A 14,212-nucleotide genomic window follows, 5' to 3' on the forward strand; every position below is an offset into this window, starting at 1 on the left:
GATCCTTCCGCCCGCAGGCCAGCTCCCGGCCCGGCGTGCAGTCAGGCTTTTGCGCACATTTCCTATATCTAATTATAAGGTTCAAACGTCATCCCCGTTTTTTCCGCTGATGATCCGTTACCCGCAATAAAGCGGTTATGTACCCTCTTGCTTTCAAGCACTTCCCTAACGCAGCAAGGTTAAATTCCCGGTAATAAGATTACATGGCATATTGATGTTGATTATATAATAGTATACACCAGCCGGAAGAGGTTTGCCCTTTAATGTGCCGTCGAAAGGCTTGGGATAATTTTTCGACTCAAACACCAACCGGCCAAAGCGGTTAAATACCTGTACCGTAGCGCCCGGAAATTTCTCGAGCCCGGTAATTTTCCAGTAATCGTTAATGTTGTCGCCGTTGGGGGTAAAGGCGTTGCCGAAGCTAACATCAACCAGAATCACTTCTACATGTACCTTAAACCGATAGCTTTCGCACGAGCCAACATTGTAACTTACGAAATAATCGCCGCTCTGCTTTACATCTATATTGAACTGCCCATTAGCGCTGGTTTGGGCCGGTACAACATCATCATAATGCTCGTATAGCTTATATAGCCCTTGCGGTTGTACATTTTTAACGTACAAGGTTACCGGTCCGGGTGTACATATTTGCTGATTGCCAAGAATAGGCGCGGGCGGAAGATATTTAGCATTTTCTACCAGATGAGCTGTTGCGTCGATCAGACTGCCGCAAGGCGTGGCATCGGTAACCGTTAAATGGTAAGTTCCGGAACCGATATTAGTTAAAGAAGCGGTATTGCCTCCAACCGCTTTGCCATCGCTATCCGTCCAGTGGTAGGTATACGGCGGTACGCCGCCAGTAACCACCACACCGGTTATGCTGCCCATTTGCTGGTCGCATTGGTCGGGTTGTGGTGTCGGATTATTTGATGGGTCAAAGGCCAATAAGGGGATATTCAGCACTTCAATATCTTTAAAAAGTATAGAGGTACAGCCTGCAACTCTATCGGTAACCGTAAGGGTATATTTGCCCGGTACCGCATTTAATATGTCTTTGGTAGTTCGTACAATTTGTCCGCTTTCGTTTGTCCAGGTATAAGTTGCGGGAGTTGTGGTTGTGTTGAAATTGACCATGATGCTGCCGTTGTCTCCCAGGCCGCAGGTTACGTCGGCTTTAGTATAGCTTGCGGAAAATACATCGGGTGGGATGCGCGGAACTGTATAGGTGCGGTAATTATCACACCCATTGCCTGGATTTACAGCATGCAGTCTATAGTTACCGGGCGATAGTCCGTTTAGAAGTAACTTATCTCTATATTGCACAAGTTCAGGGCCACCATCTTTGAACCAGCTAAACTGTGATGCATTGCTAACCGTGCCTATGGCATTGATTGCACCATTTGATGCATCACAGGTAACCGGGGTAATACTGTTGGCTTCACCAATAAAAACGGAGAGATCTTCACCTACGTAAAGCGGCCCGGTACTCCAATTGCTGCATTGACTATCATCCTTCAGGGTAAGTGTATAATACCCACTTGGAACACCGGTTAGGTCCAGTGTTGTTCTGATCTCCTCATTATTGTTGTTTGTCCAGGAATATCTGAGTTGACCGACACCAGGGGTAGCAATGATGCCTGTGATGGAGCCGTCTTTCTCACCGCAGTGGGCATTTGGGCGGACCATCCTGCTGAGATCAAATTCCGGCCCGGGCAGGGGTACTATCGTTATTGGGTCGGATGTTACATCGCAACCGGCATCATCTGTAACGTGTAATACGTATTTGCCGCCCGGGACATTTGTATAATTGCCAGTGCTAACTACCTCATTCTTATCATTAACCCATTTAAATACTATGTTACCTGTACCACCCGTGATTGTAGCACTTACCGGGAAGCTTTTTTTCCTGCACTCTGGTACAGGTGGTTTAATCTGTATGTTTTTAATGCGTTGATCGTTAATGGTAAATCGTTGCGTTACTTTTTGGCAACCGCCGGGGTACTGAATAGTTAACACATAAGTTCCGGGCTGCAGGTTATCAATATTTTGCGTATCGCTCAAAGGGGTAAGTGTTGTTCCGCTTGGCTCCTTTTTGTCCCAATGAAATAAAATTCCATCCCGTTGTTGCGGAATGGTAATGCTGCCATTGTAGGCACAGGTATAGTTTTTAAGCACCGCTTCGTTATCCATCAAATTAAGCGACGAGAAAGGTGAGGTGTTTTTTGAACTGTTGGTTGCCGTAGCCACCACCGTGTGGCTGATTGTTCCGGAATATGACCATTTGCCCGAACCGTCAGACTGTACTGTGGCCAGGTATTCCTTACCCTGGCAATTTACATTGCCGCAATCGTCCGAGTAGAACAATTCTATCGCCGAGTTGGGCGTGGCAATACCGGCCACCTTATCGCTGCGAAAAGTAAGGATTTGGACAAACGGCGTTTGGTAATTGACTGACGAGACGCTGATGCCAAGGTTGCTGTTGCAAAAAATGCTGTTTTGAGTAATAGTTGCCTGGTTGCTGTTATATACCTCGATGCCATAAGTATTAAACCCGATATAGTTTTTATCGGTAGCGCCTGTGCCGCCGATAATGCCTTTGGCGCTCGCGTCAGACCGGATAGCCTCATAGTTGCCCAGGTTTTGTGTGCCGGTAATGTCGGTGCCAATTTTATTGTTAGTGATGGTATAGGTAGATGAAGCAATAAAAATCCCGTAGCCTATCTGCCCCGAAATCAGATTGGCAGATATATCAACATTGGTATTCTGAGAGCTGATGTTGATGCCATAGGTTTTTAGAAATGAAGACGCCAGAAAAATAGGGCTTTGTTTGTAATCCATTGTGCCCGAATAATCGGTCCCTATTTTATTGTTTTTGATGCTGATTGTTTGTTGTAAGGTATTGTAATAGTAGTTTGACCGGTTGATGGTTATCCCCGAAGCACAGGCGCCTATGGTATTACCCATGTTTGCATTATCGCCGCCGATAGTATTGGTGGTAAACGAGTTAATGCTGATGCCGTTAATGTTACTGATGGGGGTTATACCATCGTCTGATAAACCAATAATGTTACTTTGGATACTAATATCGCCCGAGTAGTAGTTGTAATAATAATTAGTGCCGTTGTAAATACCGTTAATATTGCCGCAAATCACGTTGCCCTTGCCTGGTGCCCCTATCTTGATTCCGGAGGCGTTTCCCTGGATGTAAATACCCGAACCTTGCTGGCCATCATAATTAACCAGATTGGTAATTTTGGCGAAATTACGAATGTATAGTCCGTAAATTTCAACTCCCTGGGTAATGTTAGTTGTGGTATAGTCGCCGGTGATCACCAATCCGCTAAAATAGGCGGGAGAGGTTTCGGGTTCTATAATTACCTTACTGTCAGACACGCCAAATGCGCTACTTGATTGTGTTGTACCATCGATCACTACATTGGCCGTAATTAAAGGCAGTTGTGTTTTTAAACGGATGATACGGTCGGATATCAACGATCCCGGTAAATTGAAAGTGATGATATCTTGTTCGGTAGTGCCATTGTTAGCCGCGGTGGTTAATGCTTCGCGCAAAGTGCCCGGCCCCAAGTCTGCATTGGATGTTACTACAATGGTTGCAGGGAAGGCGGTTGATACAAATAATATAAAAAGGAAAAATGCTAATGCTGTTTTAAGATACATAGGTGATAAGGATGCCCTAAAATACAATTTTCCTGATATTACTTCAATTATATTTAATTGATAACTAAAAAATTATAGTGAGTTAATCTATAAAACTGCTTTGATAATATTTTCCTATATTTCCTGTGCAAAATTTCACCGACAATGACACATGCCGAAATACTAAAAAAAGTTGAATGGAAGGATTTACGAAGTCTCAGTATTCGCGAATTGCTGATAGAGAACAACTTGACTATCCCTTGGGCCATCATTTCTTGGGTTCTGGCTTATTATGGTTATTATATTTTTGCCCTGCCGTTTTCAGCCTTTTTCTTTTTAACCGGTTTAAGGCAGGTGCATAATGGGTTTCATAATTCATTAGGTACCAATAAGTTTTTAACATGGTTTACCTTATACAGCAATAGTGTTTTGATGATGGTATCTATCCACGCGGTTAAATTTAACCACATCAGGCATCATAAATATTGCTTGAACGAGGAGGATTATGAAGGTAAATCAGCAGCGATGACATGGTATGGAGCTATATTATATGGGCCTATTCATATTTTTTTGATCCATAAAGTAACCTTGCAATTAGGCAACAAAAACTATGTACGTAATGTGCTTGTCGAATTAGCTTCTATCTCGCTGTTTCTTTTTGTGATTTTTTACTTCCATATTTATTTTCTTATTTATCATAGCCTTGTGATGATCATCGGCGAATTTTTAATGGCTTTTTTTGCTGTTTGGACCGTACACCATGATACACACGATTCTCCTGAATTTGCAAGAACGCAAAGAGAAAAATGGAAAAATAAAATAACATTCAGCATGTTTTATCACCTGGAACATCATCTATTCCCGGCGGTGCCAACTATCAAACTTCCGGAGTTATCCAAACGCATAGATCAAGCCTTACCCGAAATTGAAAAGAAGTCGACATTTTAATATAGCAGGTACTCATGCCTTTTGACTATTGCACCGAATTTTTTTAACAATAATAGGGGTTGGTTACTTTCGGCTCATTTGCTTGATTTAACCAACCCCAGTTATAATTAATAGTTAAAGCGATACCATAGCTTTAATTACGCCATTGGCCGGGTTAAGCCAACCTTCAAAATCATCTTTTACACCATCAAAGCCAACGCGGTGGGTAATGTAATTGGTCGGGTCAACCAATCCTTTTTTCATAGACGCTATCACGTGCTCAAAATCAGCACGGGTGGCGTTACGGCTGCTCATTAAGGTAGCTTCGCGCTTGTGGAATTCCGGGTGGCTAAAGCTGATCTCGCCTTTTTGTAAACCTACCAACACATATCGTGCGCCATGTGCCATATATTGAAAAGCATTTGTAATGGCTTTAAGGTTACCGGTAGCGTCAATTACAACCGTAGGGTAATCGCCACTGGTAATTTCTCTTAAAGCAGCATCCACATCGTCCGAAGCGGCGTTAATGGTATGATGAACCTTCAACTTGTCTTTACAAAAGTTAAGGCGGTTTTGGTTAACATCCATGGCAATAACCTGAGCGCCTGCAATGCGGGCAAACTCCATAATGCCGAGACCTATTGGGCCTGCGCCAACAACCAGCACAAATTCCCCTGGTTGCACATCCGCCCGGCGAACACCGTGCGCGCCAATGGCTAAAGGTTCAACAAGGGCCAACTCATCAGCGCTCAAACCTTCACCGTGAATTAACGCGTACGATGGTATGGAAACATATTCGGCCATGCCACCGTCAATATGTACGCCAAATACTTTGATATGGGTACAGCAGTTTGGTTTGCCCATTCGGCAGGCAATGCAGGTGCCATCGTTAAAGTAGGGGATAAAGGTAACCGCTTCGCCTTTGGTAAAACCAGGGGCGTCGTCAAAATCTACCAGCTCGCCGCCCAGCTCATGCCCCAGTATGCGTGGATAGCTAAAAAAGGGTTGTGTACCTTCAAAGGCGTGCAGGTCGGTACCGCAGATGCCTATCCGGTTTATTTTAATGATAGCATGCCCGGGAGTAAGCTGGGGCATTATACCTTCCTGGTATTCAAAGTGTCCGGGAGTGGTACATACTAATGTTTTCATATTTTTGAAATGTTAATTTGAGAATTATTTAATTAAAAAAGCACTGCTAAATCTCTCTCCATCATGTCATCCCGACGCGAGGAGGGATCTTTTAAAAGCGGTAAGTATGCATCATATTCGGCCCGCTGATTATCAATGTGCTATTTTTGCTCCGATAATCAGTATTCTTTAATTGATAGCATCGGCCCGCTCATTCGCCGCGGAAGAGCTTGTTACTTTTTGTCTTGATACAAAAAGTAACCAAAAAAATCAAGACTGCCCGATCCTTCCGCCCGCAGGCCCAACCCGGCCCGGCGTGCAGTCAGGCCTTTGCGCACATTTTCTATCTGCGTTTGTTAATCCATAAGGATCAAACGTCATTCCCTATTTTTTTTCCGCTGGCCGACATCCTTACTCAGGATGTCCTTCGACGGGTTTAGGATGACAGTTTTTGCACATAAAAAGGGTGTCATGCTGAGCCTGTCGAAGCACGGTGTGGTGGCCTCTTAAAGCAGTATTCCCTTGGCATTTCATCCGACAGAGACCGCGTGTTTTAAATCTCGCAATCACATAGCTTAAGATATTTTAAACGTCATCCGTGTTTTTTTCCGGCCCGCCCGGTCTTTCACTTATAATGACGTATTTTTAAGCGGTTGATTATCCTTTTCCCCGCTTAAATCGGATATTGAAAAATCCTGTTTACGCGTTAGCCAGAGCCCTATCCAGATGCACATAGCCACCATCAACATGCAGTATCTGCCCGGTTGTATGGCTCGACTTCTCTGAAAGCAAAAAAGCCGCTGTGTTTGCTATTTCTTCGGCGGTTGTCATCCGGTTTTCAAACGGGATCAGCGATACGATCTTTTCCAGCTTTTCATCCGGGTTGTCAAGGCCGTGTATCCAGGCATCATAAGCGGGTGTCCAGCATTCGGCAACAACAATGGCGTTTACACGGATACTATATTTTAACAGCTCAACTGCCCACTCTCGGGTCAAGGCGTTACGGGCACCATTGGCCGCAGCATAGCCCGAGGTATGCCCCTGGCCGGTTTCGGCAGTTTTAGAGGTGATGTTTACGATAGAACCCCTTACTTTTTTTAACTCGGGCAAAGCATAATGGGCCATTAAATAATAATGAACCATGTTTTTATGCAAGGATGCCATAAACCCTTCGTAATTACCATCCTCAAGGCCAACGCCGTCGTTAATGCCGGCGTTATTTACCAGGCCATCTATCCGCCCAAACTGAGCAACAACAGTATCTACCGCTTTCTGGCATTCGCCGGGTATGGATAATTCTGCGGCAACCTGGAAAGCTTTGCCGCCAGCCGCCTCAATTTGAGCAACAACAATATCATTATCCACTTTTTTGCGGCCTACAACTACCGGGATGGCCCCTTCGTTGGCCAATACTTTGCAAATACCCTCACCAATACCTTTAGCGCCACCTGTTACAATGATCACCTTATTATTCAGCTGTAAATTCATATCCCTGTCCCCCTTTGTGAGTTTTATATTATGCATGATAAAAACCGGCCGCATTGCCGCCCCAAAACATCGCCTGCTCATCAACTGATAAGGCAGATGTATATTGTTCAACAATGCCTTTCATCTCGGCATAGCTTGCCGCAACCTGGCATACGGGCCAATCGGAACCGAACATCAACCTATCGGCGCCAAAGGCTTCAAAGGCAACATCCAGGTACGGAAAAAAATCTTCAGCTTTCCAATTTTTCCAGTCCGCTTCCGTAACCATGCCCGATACCTTGCACCATACATTATCATGCTGCGCAACGGTATTGATATCCCTTGCCCACTCATCAATTTTTTTATCCTTGATATAGGGTTTGGCTAAATGGTCTATTACAAATTTTTGGTCGGGGAAATCCTCTACAAACTCACTCACATATTGGAGCTGGTCCGGAAAGATTAAAATATCATACGTAAATCCGTAATCTTTTAATTTACCGATGCCGTTCATAAATTGAGGCTTTAGCATCAGCGCCCGGTCCTCTTCGCCCTGTAGCACATGGCGAAAACCTTTCATCAATTTAAACTGACTATAATATTCCAGCCTGTCGGCGATGTTTTCGGCGCGCAGGTCAACCCAGCCCACAATGCCCCGGATAAAATCGTTATTATCGGCTAACGACAGTAAAAAATCATTCTGTGTCTCCGATTGATCGGCCTGTACGGCAATGCAGCCATCCATACCGTTTGCTGTTAATACAGGGCGCAGATCGGCCGGTAAAAAATCACGTTGGATAACCGACATGTCATCGTTGATCCAGCTATCCCTAACCGGATCAAAAATCCAGAAATGCTGATGTGCATCAATGCGCGGCATAAGCTTTTACGGTTTGTTTTGAAGTGCCTAAACCATCAATACCTAATTCAACCACATCACCGGCCTTTAAATAAATTGGAGGCTTAAAGCCCAGGCCAACACCGGCAGGCGTACCGGTAGAGATGACGTCGCCCGGAAGCAGTGTCATAAACTGGCTGAGGTACGAAATAAGGAAAGGTATTTTAAATATCAGGTTGGAGGTTGTGCCGTTCTGCATACTTTCGCCGTTTACGGTTAACCATATTCGCAGGTTATCCACATCAGCAATTTCGTCAGGCGTTGCCAAAAATGGGCCGATAGGAGCAAAGGTATCACAACCCTTGCCTTTGTCCCAGGTACCACCACGCTCAATCTGGAACTCGCGCTCAGATACATCGTTATGCAAAGCATATCCGGCAATATAATGATGCGCGTCCGCTTCTTCCACATAACTGGCTTTTTTGCCAATTACCACGGCCAGCTCAACCTCCCAGTCGGTTTTAACCGAGTTTTTTGGAATGATGATATCATCATAAGGGCCGGCTAAAGCGGTAGTGCTTTTCATGAAAACAACAGGCTCAGGCGGAATAGCCGCGCCGGTTTCTTTGGCATGGTCGGCATAGTTTAGCCCGATGCAAACAATTTTTGATGGCCTTGCCACCGGGCTGCTCAGGCGCACGCCGTCAGGTATAGGCATAAGCGAGGCCTGGTTGGCATCTAAAAATGCCTTTAAACGGGCTAAGCCATCAGTTTCAAAAAATAGCTCATTATAATCCTCGCCAAATGCCGATGTATCATAGTATTGATCATTCAGCACAACGCCGGTTTTTTCCTGGTTAATTTCTCCGTATCGTATCAGTTTCATAAGCCCCTCCTCAATCCTCCCCGGTAGGGAGGACTTTTTAATTTTTATTATATTATTACAATAGCCGCCAATGCTCACCTCCCCTTCAGGGGAGGCCGGGTGGGGCTCCTAATTATTCAGTTTAATAAATCCGCCATCAATAGGGTAATCGCAGCCGGTGATAAACGATGCCTCATCCGAGCACAGGTATAAGATCAGGTTGGCTACCTCTTCGGGTGTGCCCATCCGGCCTATCGGTTGCGATTTGGATAGTTTTTCAAACATTTCCTCTTCCCGGCCGGGATAGGTTTTGGCAATAAAGCCATCTACAAATGGGGTGTGTACCCTTGCCGGGGATACCGAGTTACAACGGATACCATAGGCCATATAGTCGCGGGCGGTTGATAAAGTCATGCCGTGTACGGCTCCCTTGCTCATGGAGTAGGCAAACCTGTCGGAAATACCTACTATGGCGCCAATTGATGACAGGTTTAAAATGGCTCCGCCGCCGTTGGCTTTCATGATGGGCAGTGCCGCATGGAGGCAGTTGTAAACCCCTTTTACGTTGATGCTGTAAACCCTGTCAAAATCCTCTTCGTTAGTGGTGTCGGCGCGGCCAATATGGGCTATCCCGGCATTATTAACCAGTATGTTCACAATGCCGATATAATCAAATATGGCGCTCACCTGTTGCTGGTCGCTCACATTGCAAGCATGTGCGTAAGCAATGCCGCCATCCGCCTTAATCTCGTCAACGGTTGTTTCGCCTGACTGTAGGCTCAGATCTAAAATATGAACATCTGCACCCTGTTTGGCAAATACCTTGGCTACCGCTTTACCAATGCCGCTTCCGCCGCCGGTAACAGCAGCTATTTTTCCTTTTAAGTTTAACATAAGCCTTTTTAAAATCCATTCGCCGTAAGGGCGATGCTTTTAAATTTTTAATTTACTATAATTGAAAAATCTTGTTCATAAAAACCCATTTCTCTCCGGGTTTTGCACCGGGCAAAGCCCGCTGATATTTCCACATCAGTTTTTCCCATTCCTGTACTTTTGGATTCGCCTCATCCATTGCTCCCTTACGTTCAAAAGTAAAAGTATCGTTGGTTTCGATGGTCATACATAAACGGTTGCCAAAACGATATATTTCCATGCTGGTTATCCCCGAGTCTGTAATGCTCCTGATTATTTCGGGCCATACCTGCGTGTGGTATGCTTCGTATGCGGCAATCAGAGTGACATCATCAACCAGATCGAGTGCTAAACAATATTGATTTGCCATTCTATTTAGTGTGATACAGATAGCGTTATTTTTTGAACAGCAAAGTTTTTGATTGCAAAGTATAGTATAACCAGGAAACAGATTGCTGGTACAACGTATGCTGTTTGTATATTAGTAGCATCAGATACCTTACCCATGATAACCGGGAAAATGGCTCCCCCTACAATAGACATAATCACTAAGGACGATCCTTGTTTTGTTTTAGAGCCCAAACCGCGAATACTTAACGAGAAAATGGTTGGGAACATAATTGACATAAAAAACTCAACACCAAACAGTGCATATACTGATATTTTGCCATGCGATAGCACTGCTAATGCCAACAATAAAATATTGATTACACTGTATAAAGCCAATAGCTTTGAAGGCGAGATAAACCTCATAATAAACGTACCGAAGAAACGGCCAACCATAAAACCAAACAGAGCCGCTGCCAGGTATTGCGATGCTGATACTTCTTCAATGCCTGCCACCCGTTGCGAAAACCGGATAAAAAAACTACTTACACATACTTGTGCCCCAACATAAAAAAACTGCGCTAACACGCCTCGCATTAAGTTACCCTCTTTAAATATGGAATCTTTAGCTTCCATTTCCGGATCGGCCGGTTCTTTAATTTCTGGCAAGGTGGTTTTCCATATCATAATGGCGATACTTAGCACAACTAAACCGATAATAATATAAGGTAGCTTTACAGACGAAGCCTCAGTATGGAAATAATTACTTAATTGCTCGGCACTCATGGAGCCTTTTTCTGAATCGGATAGTGTTTTACCCGACAGGATGATTTTACCACCAATAAAGGGAGCCATGGTAGCCGCCAAGCCGTTAAATGACTGAGCAAAGTTAATACGCTGTGTAGCACCTTCAGGATCGCCTAATACTGTAATGTAAGGGTTGGCAGCGGTTTCTAAAAAAGTAAGGCCGCTGGCGATAATAAATAGAGCGATAAGAAAAAATGCGTATTGCAGTGTCTGGGCGGCTGGATAAAACAAAAATGCGCCAATGGCAAAAAGCAATAAGCCCATGGTTATGCCGCCCTTATAACCATACTTTTTTATAAATAGCCCGGCAGGTATGGCCATTAAAAAGTAAGCTATGTATGACGCCGAATCGATAAAGGCCGACTGTACATCTGTTAACTGACAGGCTTTTTTTAGGTGTGGGATAAGGATAGGATTAAGATTCAAGGCAAATCCCCATAAAAAAAACAGGGTTGTGATCAGAATAACGGCAAACGTTTGTCCGTTCTTTTTTCCTTCTTGTTGTACCGTTGGGGGCGCAATTGGCTGCATAGGTTTTTCCGGATTAAGAAATATAAATTGGTTTATACAAAGAAAGAAGGTTTTGGCATATATTAATTTTTTTGATTTGCTTAAGTAATAAACTATTTTGGCATATAAATAACAATTTTATTCATATCGACGAGTTTTTAGTTTAATGAAACCACAACTGCTTAAAGTTACCAATGGCCCGGCTCACTCATTTAGTATCAGGCAGGATACTTTCCCGTACATCAATAACCATTGGCATTATCATCCCGAAGTAGAGTTAATTCACATCCGCCGGGGTGGCGGCACCCAGTTTATAGGGGATAATATTAAGCGGTTTAACGAAGGCGATGTAGTTTTAATTGGCGCCCATTTGCCCCATTACTGGAGATATGATGATACCTATTTCAGGGAAAATGCAGAAGTTCATGCAGATGCTGCCGTGATTCATTTTTCGGAAAACTTTTTGGGCGATCAGTTTTTAAATTTGCCCGAAAGCAAGTCTATCAAAAACTTGCTCGAGAAGGCCAAAAGAGGCATTTATATACCAGCAGAAACTGCCAAAGCGGCACGGTTGTTAATTAAAAAGCTGTTACTTAGCGAGGGGATGTACAGAATTATTACCCTGATTGAGTTACTATCAGAAATTGCAGCATGCAACAATCTTGTGTTTTTATCGTCGATAGGTTTCAGGCACGATTTTAACGATATAGAGAACGAACGCATCAACGCCATCTATGATTATTCGTTAGCCAATTTCAGAAAAAAAATACAGTTAAAGGAGATTGCCGAGGTTGCCCGCATCAGTGAAAACTCGTTTTGCCGTTACTTCAAATCGCGAACGCGCAAAACCTATTCCCAGTTTTTAATCGAGATCAGGGTAGGGGATGCCTGTAAGCTGCTTATTGAAGACAGGTTGAGTATCAAACAGATTTGTTTTGAATGCGGGTTTAACAACCTGGTTGGTTTTCATAAATATTTTAAACTGATTACCGGGAAAAGCCCATTAGGCTATCAAAGGGAATACACCAGGATTTAAAGCCCGGATTTTTGAATCCGAGCTTTCCTGTCAGTAAGTTTTGAATAGTTGTTTTGTTATTTCCAATGATTCAACGAATCTATCAGGTCGGGATAAATAAAACGATAGCCCAGATCCTTTTCAAGCTGAACTGAGTCAATCATTTTCCATCCTGCCAGTTCATCAATAAATTCGGGTAAAGGTAATCCGGCCTGTTGGGCGGCGGCTGTGTAAAAAGCCGCACGGGTGGGATGCGATGGCGCGGCTGCGTGATAAATTGGGGCCGTCAATTCCGCATTTAATACAGTTTTAATTACGGCAATACAATCATCCAGGTGGATGAGGTTTACAGGGGCTTTGCCATTAGGGATGTTTTTTTTGCCGGCAAAAAACCGGGATGGATGCCTGCCAGGGCCAATTAATCCGGCAAAACGGATAACGGTAGTTTTAAAGGATGAACACTGGGTAAATAATTTTTCGGATTTAAACACCACTGTATTTTCGTCAACATCATCAGTGTCGATAATGGGTTTGTTAAGTTCGGGATAAACGGAAGTTGAACTGATGAAAATTACCTTTTTAATCGGCGAGGACCGGGCAAAGTTTACCAGGTTGGCCACTTGTTCAAGATATTCTGTTTCACTCCGTTTTTTTAAAGATGGTGGCACATTAAACAGCAACGTTTCGCTGTTTAAAAATAAATTCGTATCCGAATCTTTTATTTCTTGCAGATGTACTAAATAAGGATCAATTTCGTTAGCCGATAATAAATTAATTTTATCAATAGTGGTGGTAGAGCCTTTAACCCTCCACCCACTGGCTACCAGTTGAATAGCTAACGGAAAGCCAAGCCATCCGCAACCTAAAATGCTTATATTTTTATCCAAAATTTGTATTTAAAATGCAAAGGTATCATTTAAATTTTTTGGCACTTCCTTTGTATATTTATCAAAAAATACAATCCATTATAATTGATATGAAAGCGTTCAAATTAAAGTTGGCAACATTTAGCATCGCATTGGCTATGGCATCAATGTTAGGTACAAGTTGCAATTCGTTAACAAAAACTCAAAAAGGTACAGCAATAGGTGCCGGTGCTGGTGGTACCATAGGCGCTTTGATAGGTAAAAGGGCAGGCAATACGGCCTTGGGTGCTATTATTGGTGGTGCTTTGGGTGGCACGGCAGGAGCTTTTATTGGTCGTAATATGGACAAGCAAGCAGCCGAAATAAAAAATACCGTACCCGGAGCGCAAGTAGTACGCGAAGGCGAGGGTATCATTGTTAAATTTGACTCAGGTATTTTGTTCGATATTGATAAAACAGCTCTTAAGCCTGTTGCTAAAACAAATATTGATCAATTATCGGCCTCGTTAAAAAAGAATCCGGAAACCAATATTTTGATTGTGGGCCATACCGATAATACCGGTACCGCGGCGCACAACATGGACCTGTCTGTCCGCAGGGCCGAAGCGGTAAAAGCTTACGCTATTGCTGCCGGTGTTGATGCATCTCGTTTAACAACACAGGGTAAAGGCGATACCGAGCCTATTGCCGACAATACTACAGTTGATGGCCGTACGCAAAACCGCCGTGTTGAAATTGTAATTGTTGCTAACGACCAGATGAAGAATCAGGCTAAACAAGTAGCTGTAAATTAATAGTGTTGAGCCTAAAGCTTTGAGTACTCAATGTTGTGTCCTCGAAACTTTAATACTCATAAATAAGCAAAGTCCCTTTCGTTAATTTCGGAAGGGACT

12 protein-coding genes are annotated in these 14,212 nt (G+C 43.6%); 3 read left to right on the forward strand and 9 right to left on the reverse strand.

Annotation, left to right across the window (positions count from 1 at the left end; genetic code table 11):
- Positions 1-165 precede the first annotated feature (165 nt).
- Positions 166-3,678, reverse strand: a complete 3,513-nt coding sequence (locus MUCPA_RS18055; RefSeq protein ID WP_008508346.1) for a gliding motility-associated C-terminal domain-containing protein — start codon at positions 3,676-3,678, stop codon at positions 166-168.
- Between the two features lie 144 nt (positions 3,679-3,822).
- Here MUCPA_RS18055 and MUCPA_RS18060 point away from each other — a divergent pair, with 144 nt between their 5' ends.
- Entirely contained in the window at positions 3,823-4,605 is a 783-nt protein-coding gene (locus MUCPA_RS18060; RefSeq protein WP_008508348.1) for a fatty acid desaturase family protein, read from the forward strand.
- Positions 4,606-4,719: 114 nt separating this feature from the next.
- Here MUCPA_RS18060 and MUCPA_RS18065 read toward each other — a convergent pair whose 3' ends face one another.
- The 7 genes from MUCPA_RS18065 to fucP all read right to left on the reverse strand — a co-directional run bounded on the left by MUCPA_RS18065 (position 4,720) and on the right by fucP (position 11,459).
- Complete coding sequence (locus MUCPA_RS18065) at positions 4,720-5,733, reverse strand: zinc-binding alcohol dehydrogenase family protein (RefSeq protein ID WP_008508350.1); 1,014 nt, start codon at positions 5,731-5,733, stop codon at positions 4,720-4,722.
- A gap of 678 nt (positions 5,734-6,411) precedes the next feature.
- Positions 6,412-7,200 carry an SDR family oxidoreductase gene (locus MUCPA_RS18070; RefSeq protein WP_008508352.1) on the reverse strand — a complete coding sequence of 263 codons (789 nt, stop codon included), beginning with the start codon at positions 7,198-7,200 and terminating at the stop codon, positions 6,412-6,414.
- Between the two features lie 28 nt (positions 7,201-7,228).
- A complete protein-coding gene (locus MUCPA_RS18075) occupies positions 7,229-8,059 on the reverse strand; it encodes an amidohydrolase family protein (RefSeq protein WP_008508353.1) in 831 nt (276 codons plus the stop codon).
- Positions 8,046-8,903, reverse strand: a complete 858-nt coding sequence (locus MUCPA_RS18080; RefSeq protein ID WP_008508354.1) for a fumarylacetoacetate hydrolase family protein — start codon at positions 8,901-8,903, stop codon at positions 8,046-8,048. The genes MUCPA_RS18075 and MUCPA_RS18080 overlap by 14 nt, the downstream gene beginning before the upstream one ends.
- Before the next feature lie 108 nt (positions 8,904-9,011).
- Positions 9,012-9,776 (reverse strand): SDR family NAD(P)-dependent oxidoreductase, encoded by a 765-nt coding sequence (locus tag MUCPA_RS18085; protein ID WP_008508355.1) that lies wholly within the window; start codon positions 9,774-9,776, stop codon positions 9,012-9,014.
- Between the two features lie 55 nt (positions 9,777-9,831).
- Positions 9,832-10,164 (reverse strand): L-rhamnose mutarotase, encoded by a 333-nt coding sequence (locus tag MUCPA_RS18090; protein ID WP_008508356.1) that lies wholly within the window; start codon positions 10,162-10,164, stop codon positions 9,832-9,834.
- A gap of 5 nt (positions 10,165-10,169) precedes the next feature.
- The gene (fucP, locus tag MUCPA_RS18095) at positions 10,170-11,459 is read right to left on the reverse strand and encodes an L-fucose:H+ symporter permease (RefSeq protein ID WP_008508357.1); all 1,290 of its coding nucleotides are present in this window, start codon (positions 11,457-11,459) and stop codon (positions 10,170-10,172) included.
- 145 nt (positions 11,460-11,604) lie between these two features.
- Here fucP and MUCPA_RS18100 point away from each other — a divergent pair, with 145 nt between their 5' ends.
- Positions 11,605-12,474 (forward strand): AraC family transcriptional regulator, encoded by an 870-nt coding sequence (locus MUCPA_RS18100; protein WP_008508359.1) that lies wholly within the window; start codon positions 11,605-11,607, stop codon positions 12,472-12,474.
- 56 nt (positions 12,475-12,530) lie between these two features.
- On the opposite strand, the gene MUCPA_RS18105 is transcribed toward MUCPA_RS18100, so the two are convergent.
- Positions 12,531-13,340, reverse strand: coding sequence for a Rossmann-fold NAD(P)-binding domain-containing protein (locus tag MUCPA_RS18105; protein ID WP_008508361.1), 810 nt, complete (start codon positions 13,338-13,340; stop codon positions 12,531-12,533).
- Positions 13,341-13,429: 89 nt separating this feature from the next.
- Between MUCPA_RS18105 and MUCPA_RS18110 the strand changes: the two genes are divergently transcribed.
- Positions 13,430-14,113: an OmpA family protein gene (locus MUCPA_RS18110; protein ID WP_174316912.1), complete on the forward strand. Its 684-nt coding sequence runs from the start codon at positions 13,430-13,432 to the stop codon at positions 14,111-14,113.
- Positions 14,114-14,212 lie beyond the last annotated feature (99 nt).

Source organism: Mucilaginibacter paludis DSM 18603 (assembly GCF_000166195.2).
GTDB classification, from domain to species: Bacteria; Bacteroidota; Bacteroidia; order Sphingobacteriales; family Sphingobacteriaceae; genus Mucilaginibacter; species Mucilaginibacter paludis.

Coding starts and splice junctions, on each gene's coding strand:
- MUCPA_RS18055 (WP_008508346.1), bottom strand. CDS start 3,678: ATGTATCTTAAAACAGCATTAGCATTTTTCCTTTTTATATTATTTGTA.
- MUCPA_RS18060 (WP_008508348.1), top strand. CDS start 3,823: ATGACACATGCCGAAATACTAAAAAAAGTTGAATGGAAGGATTTACGA.
- MUCPA_RS18065 (WP_008508350.1), bottom strand. CDS start 5,733: ATGAAAACATTAGTATGTACCACTCCCGGACACTTTGAATACCAGGAA.
- MUCPA_RS18070 (WP_008508352.1), bottom strand. CDS start 7,200: ATGAATTTACAGCTGAATAATAAGGTGATCATTGTAACAGGTGGCGCT.
- MUCPA_RS18075 (WP_008508353.1), bottom strand. CDS start 8,059: ATGCCGCGCATTGATGCACATCAGCATTTCTGGATTTTTGATCCGGTT.
- MUCPA_RS18080 (WP_008508354.1), bottom strand. CDS start 8,903: ATGAAACTGATACGATACGGAGAAATTAACCAGGAAAAAACCGGCGTT.
- MUCPA_RS18085 (WP_008508355.1), bottom strand. CDS start 9,776: ATGTTAAACTTAAAAGGAAAAATAGCTGCTGTTACCGGCGGCGGAAGC.
- MUCPA_RS18090 (WP_008508356.1), bottom strand. CDS start 10,164: ATGGCAAATCAATATTGTTTAGCACTCGATCTGGTTGATGATGTCACT.
- fucP (WP_008508357.1), bottom strand. CDS start 11,459: ATGCAGCCAATTGCGCCCCCAACGGTACAACAAGAAGGAAAAAAGAAC.
- MUCPA_RS18100 (WP_008508359.1), top strand. CDS start 11,605: ATGAAACCACAACTGCTTAAAGTTACCAATGGCCCGGCTCACTCATTT.
- MUCPA_RS18110 (WP_174316912.1), top strand. CDS start 13,430: ATGAAAGCGTTCAAATTAAAGTTGGCAACATTTAGCATCGCATTGGCT.